Origin of the sequence: Streptomyces sp. NPDC056144, assembly GCF_042264145.1 — a bacterium.
GTDB lineage: Bacteria > Actinomycetota > Actinomycetes > Streptomycetales > Streptomycetaceae > Streptomyces.
Window position 1 is genome coordinate 1,275,525 of the sequence record NZ_JBHJVF010000001.1, and the last position, 13,476, is coordinate 1,289,000.

Annotated in this window: 13 protein-coding genes; 4 read left to right on the forward strand and 9 right to left on the reverse strand. The window is 73.1% G+C overall.

The features are described from left to right. Window positions 1–2 precede the first annotated feature (2 nt). Entirely contained in the window at window positions 3–920 is a 918-nt protein-coding gene (locus ACFC0Z_RS05555; RefSeq protein ID WP_376432993.1) for a LysR family transcriptional regulator ArgP, read from the forward strand. 61 nt (window positions 921–981) lie between these two features. Here the strand turns inward: ACFC0Z_RS05555 and ACFC0Z_RS05560 are convergent, their stop codons facing one another. Further along, on the reverse strand, window positions 982–1,383 hold the full coding sequence (locus ACFC0Z_RS05560; protein WP_376432995.1) for a DUF3592 domain-containing protein: 402 nt from the start codon (window positions 1,381–1,383) through the stop codon (window positions 982–984). Window positions 1,384–1,416: 33 nt separating this feature from the next. Continuing rightward, window positions 1,417–2,622 (reverse strand): erythromycin esterase family protein, encoded by a 1,206-nt coding sequence (locus ACFC0Z_RS05565; protein WP_376432997.1) that lies wholly within the window; start codon window positions 2,620–2,622, stop codon window positions 1,417–1,419. Window positions 2,623–2,680: 58 nt separating this feature from the next. Between ACFC0Z_RS05565 and ACFC0Z_RS05570 the strand changes: the two genes are divergently transcribed. Both ACFC0Z_RS05570 and ACFC0Z_RS05575 read left to right on the forward strand, forming a co-directional pair. Continuing rightward, a complete protein-coding gene (locus ACFC0Z_RS05570) occupies window positions 2,681–3,400 on the forward strand; it encodes a TioE family transcriptional regulator (protein WP_376432999.1) in 720 nt (239 codons plus the stop codon). A 24-nt stretch (window positions 3,401–3,424) separates the two neighbouring features. Continuing rightward, the gene (locus ACFC0Z_RS05575) at window positions 3,425–3,859 is read left to right on the forward strand and encodes a hypothetical protein (protein ID WP_376433001.1); all 435 of its coding nucleotides are present in this window, start codon (window positions 3,425–3,427) and stop codon (window positions 3,857–3,859) included. Here ACFC0Z_RS05575 and ACFC0Z_RS05580 read toward each other — a convergent pair. The 7 genes from ACFC0Z_RS05580 to ACFC0Z_RS05610 form a co-directional block, all read right to left on the reverse strand. Next, window positions 3,846–5,126 (reverse strand): NAD(P)/FAD-dependent oxidoreductase, encoded by a 1,281-nt coding sequence (locus tag ACFC0Z_RS05580; protein WP_376433003.1) that lies wholly within the window; start codon window positions 5,124–5,126, stop codon window positions 3,846–3,848. The two genes, ACFC0Z_RS05575 and ACFC0Z_RS05580, sit on opposite strands and share 14 nt — an antisense overlap. A 119-nt stretch (window positions 5,127–5,245) precedes the next feature. Next, the gene (locus ACFC0Z_RS05585; protein WP_376433005.1) at window positions 5,246–6,049 is read right to left on the reverse strand and encodes a phosphatidate cytidylyltransferase; all 804 of its coding nucleotides are present in this window, start codon (window positions 6,047–6,049) and stop codon (window positions 5,246–5,248) included. Next, window positions 6,046–7,842 carry an aminotransferase class I/II-fold pyridoxal phosphate-dependent enzyme gene (locus tag ACFC0Z_RS05590; protein WP_376433007.1) on the reverse strand — a complete coding sequence of 599 codons (1,797 nt, stop codon included), beginning with the start codon at window positions 7,840–7,842 and terminating at the stop codon, window positions 6,046–6,048. The genes ACFC0Z_RS05585 and ACFC0Z_RS05590 overlap by 4 nt, the downstream gene beginning before the upstream one ends. Window positions 7,843–8,005: 163 nt before the next feature. Further along, window positions 8,006–8,824, reverse strand: a complete 819-nt coding sequence (locus ACFC0Z_RS05595; protein ID WP_376433009.1) for an SMI1/KNR4 family protein — start codon at window positions 8,822–8,824, stop codon at window positions 8,006–8,008. Between the two features lie 52 nt (window positions 8,825–8,876). Continuing rightward, window positions 8,877–10,385, reverse strand: coding sequence for a hypothetical protein (locus tag ACFC0Z_RS05600; RefSeq protein WP_376433011.1), 1,509 nt, complete (start codon window positions 10,383–10,385; stop codon window positions 8,877–8,879). Window positions 10,386–10,495: 110 nt separating this feature from the next. Then, entirely contained in the window at window positions 10,496–10,906 is a 411-nt protein-coding gene (locus ACFC0Z_RS05605) for a (2Fe-2S) ferredoxin domain-containing protein (RefSeq protein WP_376433013.1), read from the reverse strand. Then, complete coding sequence (locus tag ACFC0Z_RS05610) at window positions 10,903–12,966, reverse strand: heavy metal translocating P-type ATPase (protein WP_376433015.1); 2,064 nt, start codon at window positions 12,964–12,966, stop codon at window positions 10,903–10,905. Before ACFC0Z_RS05610 ends, ACFC0Z_RS05605 begins: the two co-directional genes overlap by 4 nt. A gap of 96 nt (window positions 12,967–13,062) precedes the next feature. Here ACFC0Z_RS05610 and ACFC0Z_RS05615 point away from each other — a divergent pair, with 96 nt between their 5' ends. Beyond that, window positions 13,063–13,455, forward strand: a complete 393-nt coding sequence (locus tag ACFC0Z_RS05615; protein ID WP_376433017.1) for an ArsR/SmtB family transcription factor — start codon at window positions 13,063–13,065, stop codon at window positions 13,453–13,455. Window positions 13,456–13,476: the final 21 nt, after the last annotated feature.

Below are 13,476 nucleotides of genomic sequence, written 5' to 3' on the forward strand. Positions count from 1 at the left end.
TTATGGACGAGCTACCCCTGGACCAGGTCCGCACGCTGCTCGCGGTGATCGACGAAGGCACCTTCGACGCCGCGGCCGCCGCCCTGCACATCACCCCCTCCGCCGTCAGCCAGCGCGTCAAGGCGCTGGAGCAGCGCACCGGCCGCGTCCTGCTCGTACGGACGAGGCCGGTGCGCCCCACCGAGTCCGGCGAGGTGGTGGTGCGCTTCGCCCGCCAGCTGGCCCGCCTCGAACGGGACGCCCGCGCCGAACTCGGTCTGGAGGACGGGCAGGGCCCGGTCCGCATCCCGATCGCGGTCAACGCCGACTCCCTCGCCACCTGGTTCCTGCCCGCGCTCACCCGCGTGCCGCAGGACCCGCCGATCTGCTTCGAGCTGCATCGCGAGGATGAGTCGCACACCACCGCGCTCCTGCGGGAGGGCCAGGTGATGGCGGCCGTCACCTCGTCCCCCGACCCGGTGTCCGGCTGCACGGTACGAAGGCTGGGCCTCGCCCGTTACAGGGCGGCGGCCTCGCCCGAGTTCGCCGCCCGCCATCTCACGGGCGCCCTCGCGGACGACCTGCGCGAGGCCCCGACGGTCGTCTTCGACCGCCGCGACCGCCTCCAGGACGCCTTCGTACGGTCCCTCACCGGCGGCCGCTCGGACGCCGGGCCCGTACGCCACCTGGTCCCCACCTCCGACGGCTTCCGCGACGCGGTCGCCTACGGCCTCGGCTGGGGCCTCGTCCCCGAACCCCAGGCGGAGCCCCTCCTCCGCTCCGGCCGCCTCGTCGAACTGGCCCCGGCGCGCCCCATGGACGTACCGCTCTACTGGCAACAGTGGAAACTCGACTCACCCGCCCTGTCCACGGTCGCCGAGACCGTGGCGACGGCGGCGGCCGAAGCCCTGCTGACCGACCCGGGGAGTGGTCGGCCGTAGAGGGGGTGCGCGGAACCGGCCGGGTCTCGGAGACGCGTCGAGCTAGTTGATGCCCGCGGTGTCAGTGGAAGAACCACCACAGGCACCAGCCGGTCGCGGGGACGCCGATGAGCAGCCAGAGGACGCCGCCCCCGAGCTCGTCCCAGCGGCTCTCGGCGAACGTCTGGGGCCGGAGCGGGTCGTAGTACACGCTGATCGTCTCCGGGGCCGAGTAGTCGTTGAGGCGGAAACCCACCTCGCCTTGGACCGCCGAGCCGTCCGGGGGCGTGAAGTGGATGATCGGGTAGTACCGCACGTCACCGTCGTCCTCGTGCTCCCGAACCCCCACCACCTTCGCGTCGACGCGCACACCCCGGCGCATGAGCGCGACTCCGGACCGCAGCGACAGTGCGCCCACCACGGACAGGAAGACGCTGGTCGCGGTGATCAGGACCATCGTGAGCAGTTCCCCTGTGTCCCCCATGCGGGCAAGGTTAGGGAAGGGCCGCCGAGGCTGTCACCCGCCGCGTACGACGTCCCTCACGAACACCAGCCCGTCGCTGTCCGACAGCTGCCGCGGGTCGAGCGGGGCGTAGCCGAACCACGGGGATACCCGGGGCTGCGGAAGGGCGTCGCCGAGCCGGGTGGCCAGGCGACGGTTGTCGACGAGGCACGTGGGGTCCGGGAGGGCGTACAGGAGGCCTTCGAGGGTGGTCGGGGGCGGGGTGTCGACCCCCTGGTGCGGGAGCGTGCCGAGGGCCGTGGCCACGTACGCGTACTCCTGGCCGAGGCGCGCGCTCACCAGGGCGCCCGCGCTCCACCAGTGCAGCGGCGTGTCGCCCAGCGTCATCGTGCTCTTCGCCCGCTGGAGGTGGGAGTTGTGGGCGTGGACGAGGGTCGGGCCGCGTTCGGCGAGCGCGAGGAGGTTGTCCGCCATCATCCGGTCGCGGGTGCCGACCAGGCGGTTCAGGCGGGCGGGGGAGGGGTCGGCCATGCCGTGGTGGTAGCGGAGCAGGCCGAGGGCGGTGCGGGCGTACAGGCGCGCCCGTTCGACGTCCTCCCGTGACGTCGACGCGATCAGGTGGGGTGTCTGCGTGTCCAGAAGGGCCGTCAGGTCGTCGGCGAGGAGGCGCAGTTCCGCAGCCTCGGGTGAGCGGCCGACCGAGCGGGACGGGTCGAACATCACGGCCGGTTCCGTCCAGCGGTCGTCCGGGCCGAGGAGCTCGTCCAGGGTCTTCGTCGTGCAGGGGAGGAGTCCCGGGTCGGCCCACGTCGCCAGGTAGGCGTGGAGCGCGGTGAGCGCTTGCCGGGGGCTCTCCGCCGCGTGGATCTCCAGCGGACCGTCGAAGCCCGCGAACCGGACCCGCTCGGACGTCGGCCGGCCCTCGTTGTGCGTACGGAGCCACTCGACGAGCTCGCGATTGCCCGCCGCGTCGCCCCAACCGTGGCTGAAACCGGTCGCCATGACCTCGTCGAGCGTGCCGGTGCCCGTCGTCACGTACGCGTCCACGACCAGGCCCCTGAGGCAGTCGCTCTCCATCGCGATCGTGCGGTAGCCCTCGTCCTCGACGAGCCGCCGGAAGAGCTTGTTGCGGACGGCGAGCAGCGCGTCCTCGCCGTGGGTGGGCTCGCCGAGGGCGAGCAGTCGGGGCCGAGCGGGGAGCAGCCCCAGGAGGGCGGCGGGCTCGACGGGATGGGCGGTGTCCTTGATGTCAGTCGCCATGCCTTCAACGGTATCGTTGAACCTTCGTTGGAGACTTTGGCGCGGTATCCTGGCGGTCATGGGGCAAAACCTTCAAATCGGTGTGCGGCTCAGGCCGGTCGACCTGGCCCGCGCGCACGGCCTCTCCACCCAGGCCGTCAGGAACTACGAGGACGCCGGCATCCTCCCGCCCGCCGCCCGCTCCCCCCACGGCTACCGCGCCTACACCCCGCGCCACGCCGCCGCCCTGCGCGCCTTCCTCGCCCTCCTGCCCGGTCACGGTCACCGCACCGCCACGGCGATCATGCGCGCCGTGAACGAGGACGCCGCCGACGAGGCCTTCCGGCTGATCGACGAGAGCCACACCCAGCTGCTGGAGGACCGGAAGACGCTCCAGGCGGTGGAACGGGCCTTGCGTGATCTGGGGGCCGGCACGGGCGCCCCGGTCGAGCCGGCCTCCGGCATGTTCATCGGGCCCCTCGCCGAAGCTCTCGCCCTCCAGCCCGCCACCCTCCGCAAGTGGGAACGCGCCGGGATCGTGCGCCCGCGCCGCGACCCCGCGACCGGGTACCGCGTGTACGACGAGGCCGACGTCCGGGACGCGCGCCTGGCCCACCTGCTCAGGAGGGGCGGTTACGTGCTGGCGCAGATCGCCCCGGTGATCGAGCAGGTCCGGGCGGCCGGCGGCCGGGAGTCGCTGGAAGGCGCGCTGGGGGACTGGCGGGCCCGGCTGGCCGCTCGCGGCCGGGCGATGCTGACGGGCGCGGCGCGGCTGGACGCGTACCTGAGCGAGGATTGACCTGTGGACAAGGATCAGGAAGTCATGACGACCGCACCGCTGCACGTGGGCGGGCGGGTGAAGCTCGCGTACGACCTCCGGCTGACCGGCCGGATCGTCGCCGTCGAGGAGACGGGCGACGACAGGGACGATGTCATGGGCGACGACGAGCCGGACGACGCCCCCTCCGCCGGCTACCTCTCCCTCGCCGTCGGCCTCGAAGGCACCGTCGAGCACCTCGTCGAGAACCGCGAGCAGAGCCAGGCCGTTCGCGAGTACGAGCGCCTCGCGTCCCTCCTCGCCGACTTCGGCGACCAGATGCCGCCCGCCAGCAGGGCCCAGCTGGTGGACCAGGTCGCCGTTCTGGAGCCGGAGTGGACCGCGTACCAGGAGCGCGGACCTCTCGTGAAGGTCCGCGTCCGTTTCGACAACGGGTTCGTGCTCAGCGACACCCCCGCGGGCTGCCTCACCCCTGCCTGACGCCGGAAGCCGCCCCTTCCCGGTGCCTGAGGTTGACGACCGCGGCCCTGGCCAGCACCGACGGGCTGAGGAACCGGCCGGGTCCGATCAGCCGCGACGCGAACCGGTGCATGTGGCAGGCCACTTCTTCGTCGCGGGCGGCTGCCGAGAAGACGAGCCGCTCGATCGGGTTGAAGGGGCGGGCCTTGGCGTAGTCGGCGCCGAGGAACTGGTGGCCGCGCAGCTGTCGTCCGTGCGTGCGGGCGTACGCCGACAGGGCCTTGTCGAGGTCGCCCTGACCGGTCACGGCGGCGCCCACCGCCTCCGTGAGCCATCGCGCGGACTGGAGGGCCCACCCGCAGCCGACGCCCCACAGGGGATCGCCGGTCAGTGCGGCGTCGCCGACGAGCGCCAGCCCCGGCGCGGTCGGCCGACGGCTGTGGAGCGGGTAGTCAACCGTACCGATGATCTTTGAGACGCGCTCGGCGGAGTCGACGGCCGGGGCGTCCGGCAGTCCGCGCACGAAGTCGAGGAAGCTGCCCTCCAGGTCTTCCCGGAAGGCGGGAAGCCGCGCCTTGTCGGGGAGGACGGCGAGGACGGTGACGCCGTCGTCGTTCGGGAACGCGTACGCCATGTCGGGTTCGAGGAACCAGACCTGGCCGATCCCGTCCGGGAGCGGCAGGTCGCGGAAGTGCGCGAGGTAGCCGAACCGCTGGTTCGCGTACTCCCGCGAGGGCACGCCCGCGTACTTCGCGACGGCCGAGTCCTTGCCGTCGGCGCCGACGACCAGCCGTGCCCGGATCTCCCGCTCGCCGCCGCCCTTCGGTGTCGCCGTGCGCACGCCGACGGTCCGGCCCGCCTCCTGGATCAGCCCCTTGACCTGGTGCCCGAGCAGGAGGTCGACACCGGGCGTCTCGGCCGCGCGGGACCTGATGAGCGGGTCGAGGGTGCTGCGGCGGATGTTGTACGCGTACGGGAGCTCGGGTCCCTGCGCGGCGGCCCGGGGCTCGATCCATCCCCAACGGGTGTACCAGCGCGCCGCGTTGCGCACCGCGCCCGCCCCTTCCAGGGCGGGGACGAGGCCGAGCTCGTCGAGGACCGGGTAGGCGTTGGCCGTGATCGAGTGGGTGCAGAGCACCTTGTACGCCTCCGGGTCGGAGCGGCGCTCCAGGAGGGCGACGCGGGCGCCGCGCCGGGCGAGGAGGATCGCGGCGGCGCTGCCGGCGAGGCTGGCGCCGCTGATGACGACGTCGTAGTCCTCACGGTCATCACGGTCGGTCGTGCTCATGCCCTGATCGCCCCCTGGGTCACACGGTTACTCGGAAGTAGTCCTCGGGAGTAACTCCTGTCAGGGCCATGACTGGCTGTCAAGGGGGTGGCAGGGTTTCGCGGCAGGACTGCCGGGGCTCACCCCAGGACCAGCACCACCGCCAACGCGACGAGCAACGAGTCGATCCGGTCGAGCAGTCCACCCGTCCCGGCCAGCCACTGGCCCGCGTCCTTCGCGTGGGCGCCTCGCTTCACCATCGACTCCAGCAGGTCCCCGAGCGGCCCGCCGACCGCCACGGCGACCGCGGCCTGCCAGGTGAACGACGAGAGGAGTGCGAGCGTCCCGAGCCCCGCCGCCGCCCCGGCCAGCGTGCCGCTCCACCGCTTGGCGGGCGACAGCGGGGAGAGGTGCGGGCCGCCGAAGCGGGGGCCCGCCGCGAACGCCACGATGTCGGCGACCGACACCGCCACGAACAGGACGAGCCCGAGCACGCCGAGCGACACGAGCCCGGCGAGCACACCCAGCCACACCAGCCCCAGCACCCCCGCGGTCAGCCGCCGCAGCCCGTGCTCCGTGTCGCCGGCGAACAGGGGTACGGCGGCGATGGCGAGCGCCCCGATCCCCGCGACCCTCAGCAGCTCCCCGGGCGCGAGCCACGCCGTGACGACGAGTCCGACGACCGCCGCCCCGAGCACCACACGGTCCGGGGGGCCGAGGCCGAGCAGCCCGCCGTACTCCGCCACCGACACGACCGCGACCAGCGCCGCGAGCACCGCGATCCCCGGCGGGCCGAACCAGAACGCGGCCGTCACCAGTGGCACGCCGACCGCCCACACGCACCAGCGCTGGATCAGCTCCCGTCGGCGCGTGGCCGCGACGGCGATGCCGCCGACCGCCAGGGCCCCGCCGAGGTACGGCAAGAGCGCGCCGACCGAGGTCACGGGGCGACTCGCACGCCGGACACGTCCGGGACGCCAGGCACTTCGGAGACGGTCGGGACGCCCGGCGCCCCAGCCGAACGCAGCGCTGCCAGGGCGTTCCGACAGGCCTCCACCACCCGTGCGTTGTCCGCCGTGTCCCGTACGGCGATCCGGACCGTGCGGCCCTCGAACGCGGGCGACATCGGCGAAAGGTCCCGCAGGTAGACGTCGTGGCGGCGGCACTCCCGTACGAACTCGGCCGCACTGGCCCCGCCGAGGGGCAGGGTCACGGACAGGTAGTTCGCGACGCCCTCGTCCACGGACGCGAAGCCGTCGAGCTCCGCCAGCGCGGCGGCCAGCTCCCGGCGCAGCACGTGGGTGCGTGCCCAGCGCTCGGCGTAGTACTCCGGGTCGCGCAGCGCCGTCACGGCGGCGATCTGCGCCGGGAGGCTCACGGGCCACGGCGGCGTCCAGCGGCGCAGCTCGCCGGCGGTGTCCGCGTCGGCGACGAGGTACGCGGCCCGCATGCCCGACAGGGCGTACATCTTCGACAGCGAGGTGCAGACGACGACCCTCGGATCGACGGAGGCGAGCCCGGCGAGGGAGTCGGCCGGGTCGACGTACCCGAGGTACGCCTCGTCGATCCACCAGCGGGTGCGCGCGGGGGAGGCCTCGATGACGGCGCGCAGCGCGTCGGCGGGGGCGTGGCGGCCGGTCGGGTTGTTGGGGTTGACGACGACCACGAGGTCGTACGAGCCGCCGCGCGTCACGGCGGCGAGCCGGTCGGGGTCGATCAGCCAGCCGTCCTCGCGGCTGAGCCGGAGCCGGTCGACGTGGCAGCCGATGACGCGCTCGGTGACGTGGGAGTACTCGCCGTAGCTCGGGTCGAGGAGGAGGACGCGACTGGCGGGCGTCAGCCACCGGCCGAACGCGCGGAAGATCAGGTCGGACGAACCGGCGCCCACGACCACGGACTCCTCCGGCAGGCCGCGCACGGCGGCGATCTCGGAGATCAGCCCCTCCGCGCCGGTCGGCGGCGAGGTCCGGGCCGCCCACCCCAGATCCTCGGTCAGGACGGCGCGCACGTCGGGGGAGGGGGAGAACCAGGCGTCGAGCACGTCGGCCGCGACGACCTCGTGACGGCGCTCCAGCGTCCGGAAGTCCGTACCGATCGCGGAGAAGAACGCGCCGCCGTGCTCGCAGCCGTCGGCGCGCGGCGCGAACGGGACGTCGAGCCGCCAGTCGAGACCGGCGCGCAGCCGCTCCAGGGTCCGGCCGTGACGCTTCATCACCGTCTGCTGGAGCTCGGCGACCGACCCGCTGAGCACCTCGAACCGCACGGCACCCGAGCAGATCGTCCGCCCCACCGGACGCAGCCCGGTGGCGAGGTACATGTCGAGCAGCTCCCTGCGGCCCATCGCCACGACCAGACGGCCGCCGCGCGCCGCGACCCAGCGCAGCGCCGCGTACATGAGGAGCGGTGCGGCGGCGGTCGACCGCCAGCGCTCCTCGACCGTCAGGACGCGTATCTCGAACGGCGCCTCGTCCGACAGGACGGGCAGTTCGTCGCGCGTCAGGTACTTGTCGAGCGAGTACCGCCCGACCCACGGCGGGGTGAGGCTGACGAACCCGATCCGCGTCTCGCCGCGCGCGGCGACGAGGTACACGTTCTCGCCGTCGAGCCCGTCGCTCAGCCGCCCGGACGGATCCACCGCGTGCTGCCCCAGCTCCTCCGCGTACACCCGGTGACGCAACTCGTGGATCCACTCCCGATCCTCGGGCGTCGCCGTGCGGAGCTGAAGGGCGTGGTGCATCTGTGTCCCCCTGTGACGGTTCGGTCGTGGTCCACCAGCATGGACGAGCCCGGTCGGTGGCACCTGAGTATGCGTACTCACCTGCGGGGAGGCGACCTTGGCAGGGCGATTTGCAACGGAAGACGGCGCCACCGCACGGCGAAGTCCGTCATGTGCCGACCGGTCAGACGCCCTCCCCGTACGTCATGAACCAATGGGTGTCGAAGAACCGGGCCATCGAGAACGGGTGGTGCGGTTCGACGAGGACGCGGCAGACGAACTCGGTCGCCCGGCAGTCGAAGGGCACGTCCTCGCCGTCGGAGGAACGGACCACGACGGGCCACCGGTCGGGGTCGTCGCCGTCGGTCCTCCAGCAGTACAGGTTCTCGTGCTCCGTACCGGCCCAGACGAGGAGGCCGTCCTCCCTGAGGGTCGTCCACGGCTCCTGGTTCAGGTCCAGGAACCCGTCGAAGCCGCCCTTGCCGAACGTCTCGACCAACCGCCGGTAGTCGGCCGGCAGCGCGGTGCCCAGGCGGGACTCCGTCTCCGCCCAGTCCAGGCCCGGCCGCCGGTCCGGCTGGGTCCAGCCGGTGATGTGCTTGAGCCGTTCCAGCCAGTCGACGGTCTCGTGCTCCCCGACGCCCGTGTCCCGCGCGGCCTCCGGGAGGGCGGCGGGTATCGCTCGGGGAGCTGCGACCAGCACCGATCGCTCGGCCCCTTCGGCGTCCCTCGCCGTCCCCGTCCCGATCCACTGATCCCCGTAGGCCCACGCCCGTATCGTCACGGCGCGGCCCTCGAACGGGAGCAGGAGTGCCGCGCCCCGGGACTCGTCGGCCGTCGGATCGACGAATCCGTCGAGGACGAGGGTGCGCGGGGTGCCGTACCTGTCCGCGAGGAGGTCGGTCAGCTCCTGCCGGTCGAGGCAGTCGGGCAGGTACAGGGGCCCGTTTCCCGGGACGAGCCGGGCCAGGAGGTCGTTGACGTTGGCGTGCGTGAGCTGCATGAAGGGCAGTGAAGCGCACCGCACTGACAACGCCCGCAACGCACCCCGCCGGTCAGAACAGGCTGCGGCTGATGTAGAAGCAGCTCGCGTACGAGGTACCCGACTTGAGCCTCCACTTGCCGGTGTACGGACGTACGTCGCTGCCGCCGGCGCCGCGGACCACGACGTCGTACGTGCCGGGCTTGAGGCGGATCGTGACCTCCTTGGCGGAGGACGAGCAGGTGTCGAAGAGGTCCCTCCCCGTGAGCGTGGGCAGGCTGCGGGTCGTGCAGGTGGGGCAGGCGTCGATCCTGTCGGTGCCGTTCTCCGGGCCCACGTACAGGACCTCCAGTTGCTCGTGCGAGTCGTTGGTGATCACCAGCTCGGTGGTCCCGGCCGGGGCGGTGCCCTCGGCGGCCGGCGGGGGCAGGGCGCCCGCGCTGCCCTTCGCGGCGTCGGCCACGTCGACGGCGATGAGCAGATCGGCGGCCTTCTTCGCGTACGGACCCGTGGTCACCTCGTTCAGGGTCTCGCGCGCGTCCTGGTACTTCTTGTCCTCGTACTGCGCCCGACCGCAGGTGTACCGGACGCGGGGCAGGTCGTCGCGGGCCTTGGCGGCGACGGCCGTCGCGCCGGGCAGTTGCTCTTCGCCGAGCCGGACGAGGTCGGCCAGCTGGCCCATCCCGGCGCAGGGGTGCTTGGCGGCGGTGGCGAGGGCGTCCGTGTGGAGGGCGTCGATCCGGGCGGGGACGAGCTCGGCCTGCGGGGAGTCGGGGGTGTCGGTGACGATGGCCTGGTAGATCCGGATGATCTCGTCGTTGCCCGAGCTGTTCCAGACGGCGCTGACGCCCGTGTACTCGGCCGCCCGCGCCCGCTCGACGGCGGCCTTCGCGTCACCGTGGGCGAGGCGGAGTTCGGCGAGACGGGGCTCCTTGGTTCCGAAGCGGTCCTCGAAGTTGACGACGGCGTACCAGTACGCGTTTTCCGCCGCCTCGGGGTCGCCGCTCTTCACGGCGCGCTCGGCCGCCAGCGTCTGTTCGCAGGCGAACCGTCCGGTGCGCGCGGCGCTCGGCGCCGGGCTCAGCGTGAACTCGTTCAACTCGCCCTCGATACGGGTGTAGTACGGGAGCGCGGCGGCGCAGTCCCCGGCGAGCTGTGCGGCGTCGGCCTTGTCCAGCGTGCCGGCCGCGGTGGCGCGGAGCCCGGCGACCCCGCCGAGGGCGAGGACGAGCCCGAGGCCGGCGGCGATCAGGGACCGGCGTCGGGCGGGGGGTGTGCGGAGGGGGTGGTGGGGGAGCGCGCGGGGCGGGAGGAGCGTACGTATGAGGGCGAAGGCCAGGAGCGCTGCCCATACCCCGTACAGGCAGGCCCACACCGTAGGAGCCGTCCCCGCGTTCAGCGCCACCGCGAGGCCGAACAGCGCCAGCGTGCCGAGGACGGACCGCACGAAGGCGCCCCGGCGGCCCAGCGCGGCGAACCCGGCGCTCAGGGCCGCCGCGATGACCAGGGCGGCTGTCCACACGTACCAGGGGCCTAACCCGGATGAACTCTCCAGCGCCGTTGCGGCGGCGGTCGTCGGCATGATGCTCCTCCTGGACGGATGAGAGGATCGTTCAACAATCCTCAAGGGTAGGGGAGTTGGGCGGCTCCTGTCTCGCTTCTTGGCGCGGCGATGTGAGTCGGCGGCAGCGGTCACACGTCCTCGTGCAGCTCCGCCTGGACGCGGCGGGACGGGCGGAAGGCGTAGAGGTCGAGGATTCCGGGCGGGTCCGTGAGGCCGGGGCCGCCGGCCTTGACCCAGTCGGTGATGTCGGCCGTGGCGTCGGGCTCGTTGACGAGCCCGAGCCAGACCGGACGGCCGCCGCTCCTGCGGCCCTCGGCGGACGGCTGCACCACGATGACGTTGGCCCGTTCGCAGGCGTCGAGGCAGTCCGTGACGCGCACGGTCGCCGTCCCGGCGAGGGCCTGGCGCAGGTCGCGCAGCTGGGCGGCGTGGTCGAGGCCGGGCACCTTCGGGCTGCCGCAGCAGCAGCCGCGGCAGACGGTGACGGTGGGGCGGTCGGCACCGGGGGATGCGGCGGCCCGACGGGTGCGCTTGCTCATGCGGAGTCCTCCGAAACGGCCTGGGGCTGGGGCTGCGGCAGGGTCTGGGAGGGGGTTTCGGTGAGCCGGGGCCAGGCGGCCTCGCGCAGCAGGCGCAGGCCGTTGAGGCCGACGATGACCGTCGAACCCTCGTGGCCCGCGACCCCGAGGGGCAGCGGAAGGGTGCCGATCAGGTCCCAGGCGACCAGGACGGTGAGGAACACCCCCGCGATGACCAGGTTCTGGACGACGAGCTTGCGCGCCGTACGGGAGAGGTCGACGACCGAGGGAAGGGTGGCCAGCTCGTCGCGGACGACGACGGCGTCGGCGGTCTCCAGAGCGAGGTCCGAACCGGCCTTGCCCATCGCGATCCCGACGTGCGCGGCGGCCAGGGCCGGGGCGTCGTTGACCCCGTCACCCACGACGAGCACCCGGAGGCCCTGCGCCTCCCATTCCTGCACGGCGGCCACCTTGTCCTGCGGCAGCAGTCCGGCCCGTACGTCGGTGATGCCGACCTCGGCGGCGAGGCGCCCGGCGGCCCGTGTGTTGTCCCCGGTCAGGAGGACGGGAGTGCGGCCGGTCAGGCGCGTGAGCGCGGCGACCGTGGCGGCCGCGTCCGGGCGCAGCCGGTCCGTGATGCCCAGGACGCCCACCGGCACGTCGTCGCGCAGGACGACGACGGCGGTCTTCCCGGCCGCCTCCAGCTCCGCCACCACGGTCATGGCTCCGTGGCCGACGCCGCTGTCGCTGTCGCCGGCCGGCGACAGCTCGGGCGCGCCGACCGTGACCGTGTGCCCGCCGACCGTGGCGGTGACGCCCCGGCCCGGAGTGGCGGCGAATCCCTCGGTCTCGGAGAGCGTCAGCCCGCGTTCGCGCGCCGCGCCGACCACGGCCCGGGCCAGCGGGTGTTCGCTGGGGTGCTCGGCGGACGCCGCGAGCGCGAGGAGCGCGGCTTCGTCCAGCCCGCCGCCGGGCAGCGGGCGTACGTCGGTGACGTGCGGCGTGCCCTCGGTGAGGGTGCCCGTCTTGTCGAGGGCGACGATGTCGGTCCGGCCGAGGCCCTCCATGACGACGGCGGACTTGGCGAGCACGCCGTGGCGCCCCGCGTTGGCGATGGCGGAGAGCAGCGGCGGCATCGTGGAGAGCACCACGGCGCACGGCGAGGCCACGATCATGAACGTCATCGCCCGCAGCAGCGCCGCGTCGAGGCTGTCGCCGAAGGCGAGCGGGACCGCGAAGACGGCGAGGGTCGCGAGGACCATGCCGAGCGAGTAGCGCTGCTCGATCTTCTCGATGAACAGCTGGGTGGGCGCCTTGGTCTCGGAAGCCTCCTCGACCATCCGCACGATCCGGGCGATCACCGAGTCCGAGGGGTCGCGCTCCACCCGTACGCGCAGGGCGCCGGTGCCGTTGACCGTGCCCGCGAACACCTCGTCCCCGGCGCGCTTGGCGACCGGGAGCGGTTCACCGGTGATGGTGGCCTGGTCGACCTCGCTCGCCCCGTCGCGTACGACTCCGTCCGCGCCGACCCGCTCACCGGGCCGCACCAGGATCGTGTCGCCGACCGCGAGCGTCCCGGCGTCGACCGTCTCCTCGGTGCCGTCGGCCAGGAGCCGGGTGGCGGTGGCGGGGGCGAGGTCGAGGAGTCCGCGTACGGAGTCGGCGGTACGGGCGGTGGCGACGGCCTCCAGGGCACCGGAGGTCGCGAAGATCACGATCAGCAGCGCACCGTCCAGGACCTGCCCGATGGCGGCCGCCCCGAGCGCGGCGACGACCATCAGGAGGTCGACGTCCAGGGTCCGGTCCTTGAGGGCCTTGAGTCCTTCCCAGCCCGGCTCCCACCCGCCGGTCACGTAGGTGGCGGCGAACAGCGCGCCCCACAGCCATGCCGGGCCGTCGAGCAGGTACACCGGCAGGGCGAGCACGAACAGCACCAGCGATGCGAGGGCCCAGCGGGCCTCGGGCAGCGCGAGGAGGCGGGTCCGGCGGCGGGGCGGAACCGGATGCGTGGCGGTGGTAGCGGCGGTGCCGTCGGTGGCGGCGCCTGGCGCGGTGCGCCGGCCGTCCAGGACAGAAGGCATGACGAAGGAACCCTTCACGGGCGGAGGACGGGCAGGGGCACCACCGTACAGGAACATCTGAACAGCTCTTCAGGTGTCGTCGGTATGATGGTCGTCATGGGCCACGGACGCGAGACCTCCACCAACAACACCAGCACCCGCGAACGTCTCGACGCGGTCGGACCCGCCGACGTCGCCGCGACCCTCCAGGCCCTCGCCACCCCCTCCCGGCTCTACATCCTGGCCCGCCTCCAGGAAGGCCCCTGCGCGGTCGGCGACCTCGCCGAAGCCGTCGGCATGGAAGCCTCAGCCTGCTCCCACCAGCTCCGCCTGCTCCGCAACCTCGGCCTGGTCACCGGCGAACGGCAGGGACGGTCCATCGTCTACTCGCTGTACGACAACCACGTCGCCGAACTCCTCGACCAGGCCCTGTACCACGTCGAGCACCTGCGCCTCGGCCTGCACGACACCGCGTCGGCGCCGACGGCCGAGGTTGCCGCGGGTCGTTGAGAGAGTGAGCGGAACAAGCCC

Coding starts and splice junctions, on each gene's coding strand:
- ACFC0Z_RS05600 (WP_376433011.1), bottom strand. CDS start 10,385: ATGCCGACGACCGCCGCCGCAACGGCGCTGGAGAGTTCATCCGGGTTA.
- ACFC0Z_RS05560 (WP_376432995.1), bottom strand. CDS start 1,383: ATGGGGGACACAGGGGAACTGCTCACGATGGTCCTGATCACCGCGACC.
- ACFC0Z_RS05580 (WP_376433003.1), bottom strand. CDS start 5,126: ATGAGCACGACCGACCGTGATGACCGTGAGGACTACGACGTCGTCATC.
- ACFC0Z_RS05575 (WP_376433001.1), top strand. CDS start 3,425: ATGACGACCGCACCGCTGCACGTGGGCGGGCGGGTGAAGCTCGCGTAC.
- ACFC0Z_RS05555 (WP_376432993.1), top strand. CDS start 3: ATGGACGAGCTACCCCTGGACCAGGTCCGCACGCTGCTCGCGGTGATC.
- ACFC0Z_RS05615 (WP_376433017.1), top strand. CDS start 13,063: ATGGGCCACGGACGCGAGACCTCCACCAACAACACCAGCACCCGCGAA.
- ACFC0Z_RS05570 (WP_376432999.1), top strand. CDS start 2,681: ATGGGGCAAAACCTTCAAATCGGTGTGCGGCTCAGGCCGGTCGACCTG.
- ACFC0Z_RS05590 (WP_376433007.1), bottom strand. CDS start 7,842: ATGCACCACGCCCTTCAGCTCCGCACGGCGACGCCCGAGGATCGGGAG.
- ACFC0Z_RS05595 (WP_376433009.1), bottom strand. CDS start 8,824: ATGCAGCTCACGCACGCCAACGTCAACGACCTCCTGGCCCGGCTCGTC.
- ACFC0Z_RS05610 (WP_376433015.1), bottom strand. CDS start 12,966: ATGCCTTCTGTCCTGGACGGCCGGCGCACCGCGCCAGGCGCCGCCACC.
- ACFC0Z_RS05565 (WP_376432997.1), bottom strand. CDS start 2,622: ATGGCGACTGACATCAAGGACACCGCCCATCCCGTCGAGCCCGCCGCC.
- ACFC0Z_RS05605 (WP_376433013.1), bottom strand. CDS start 10,906: ATGAGCAAGCGCACCCGTCGGGCCGCCGCATCCCCCGGTGCCGACCGC.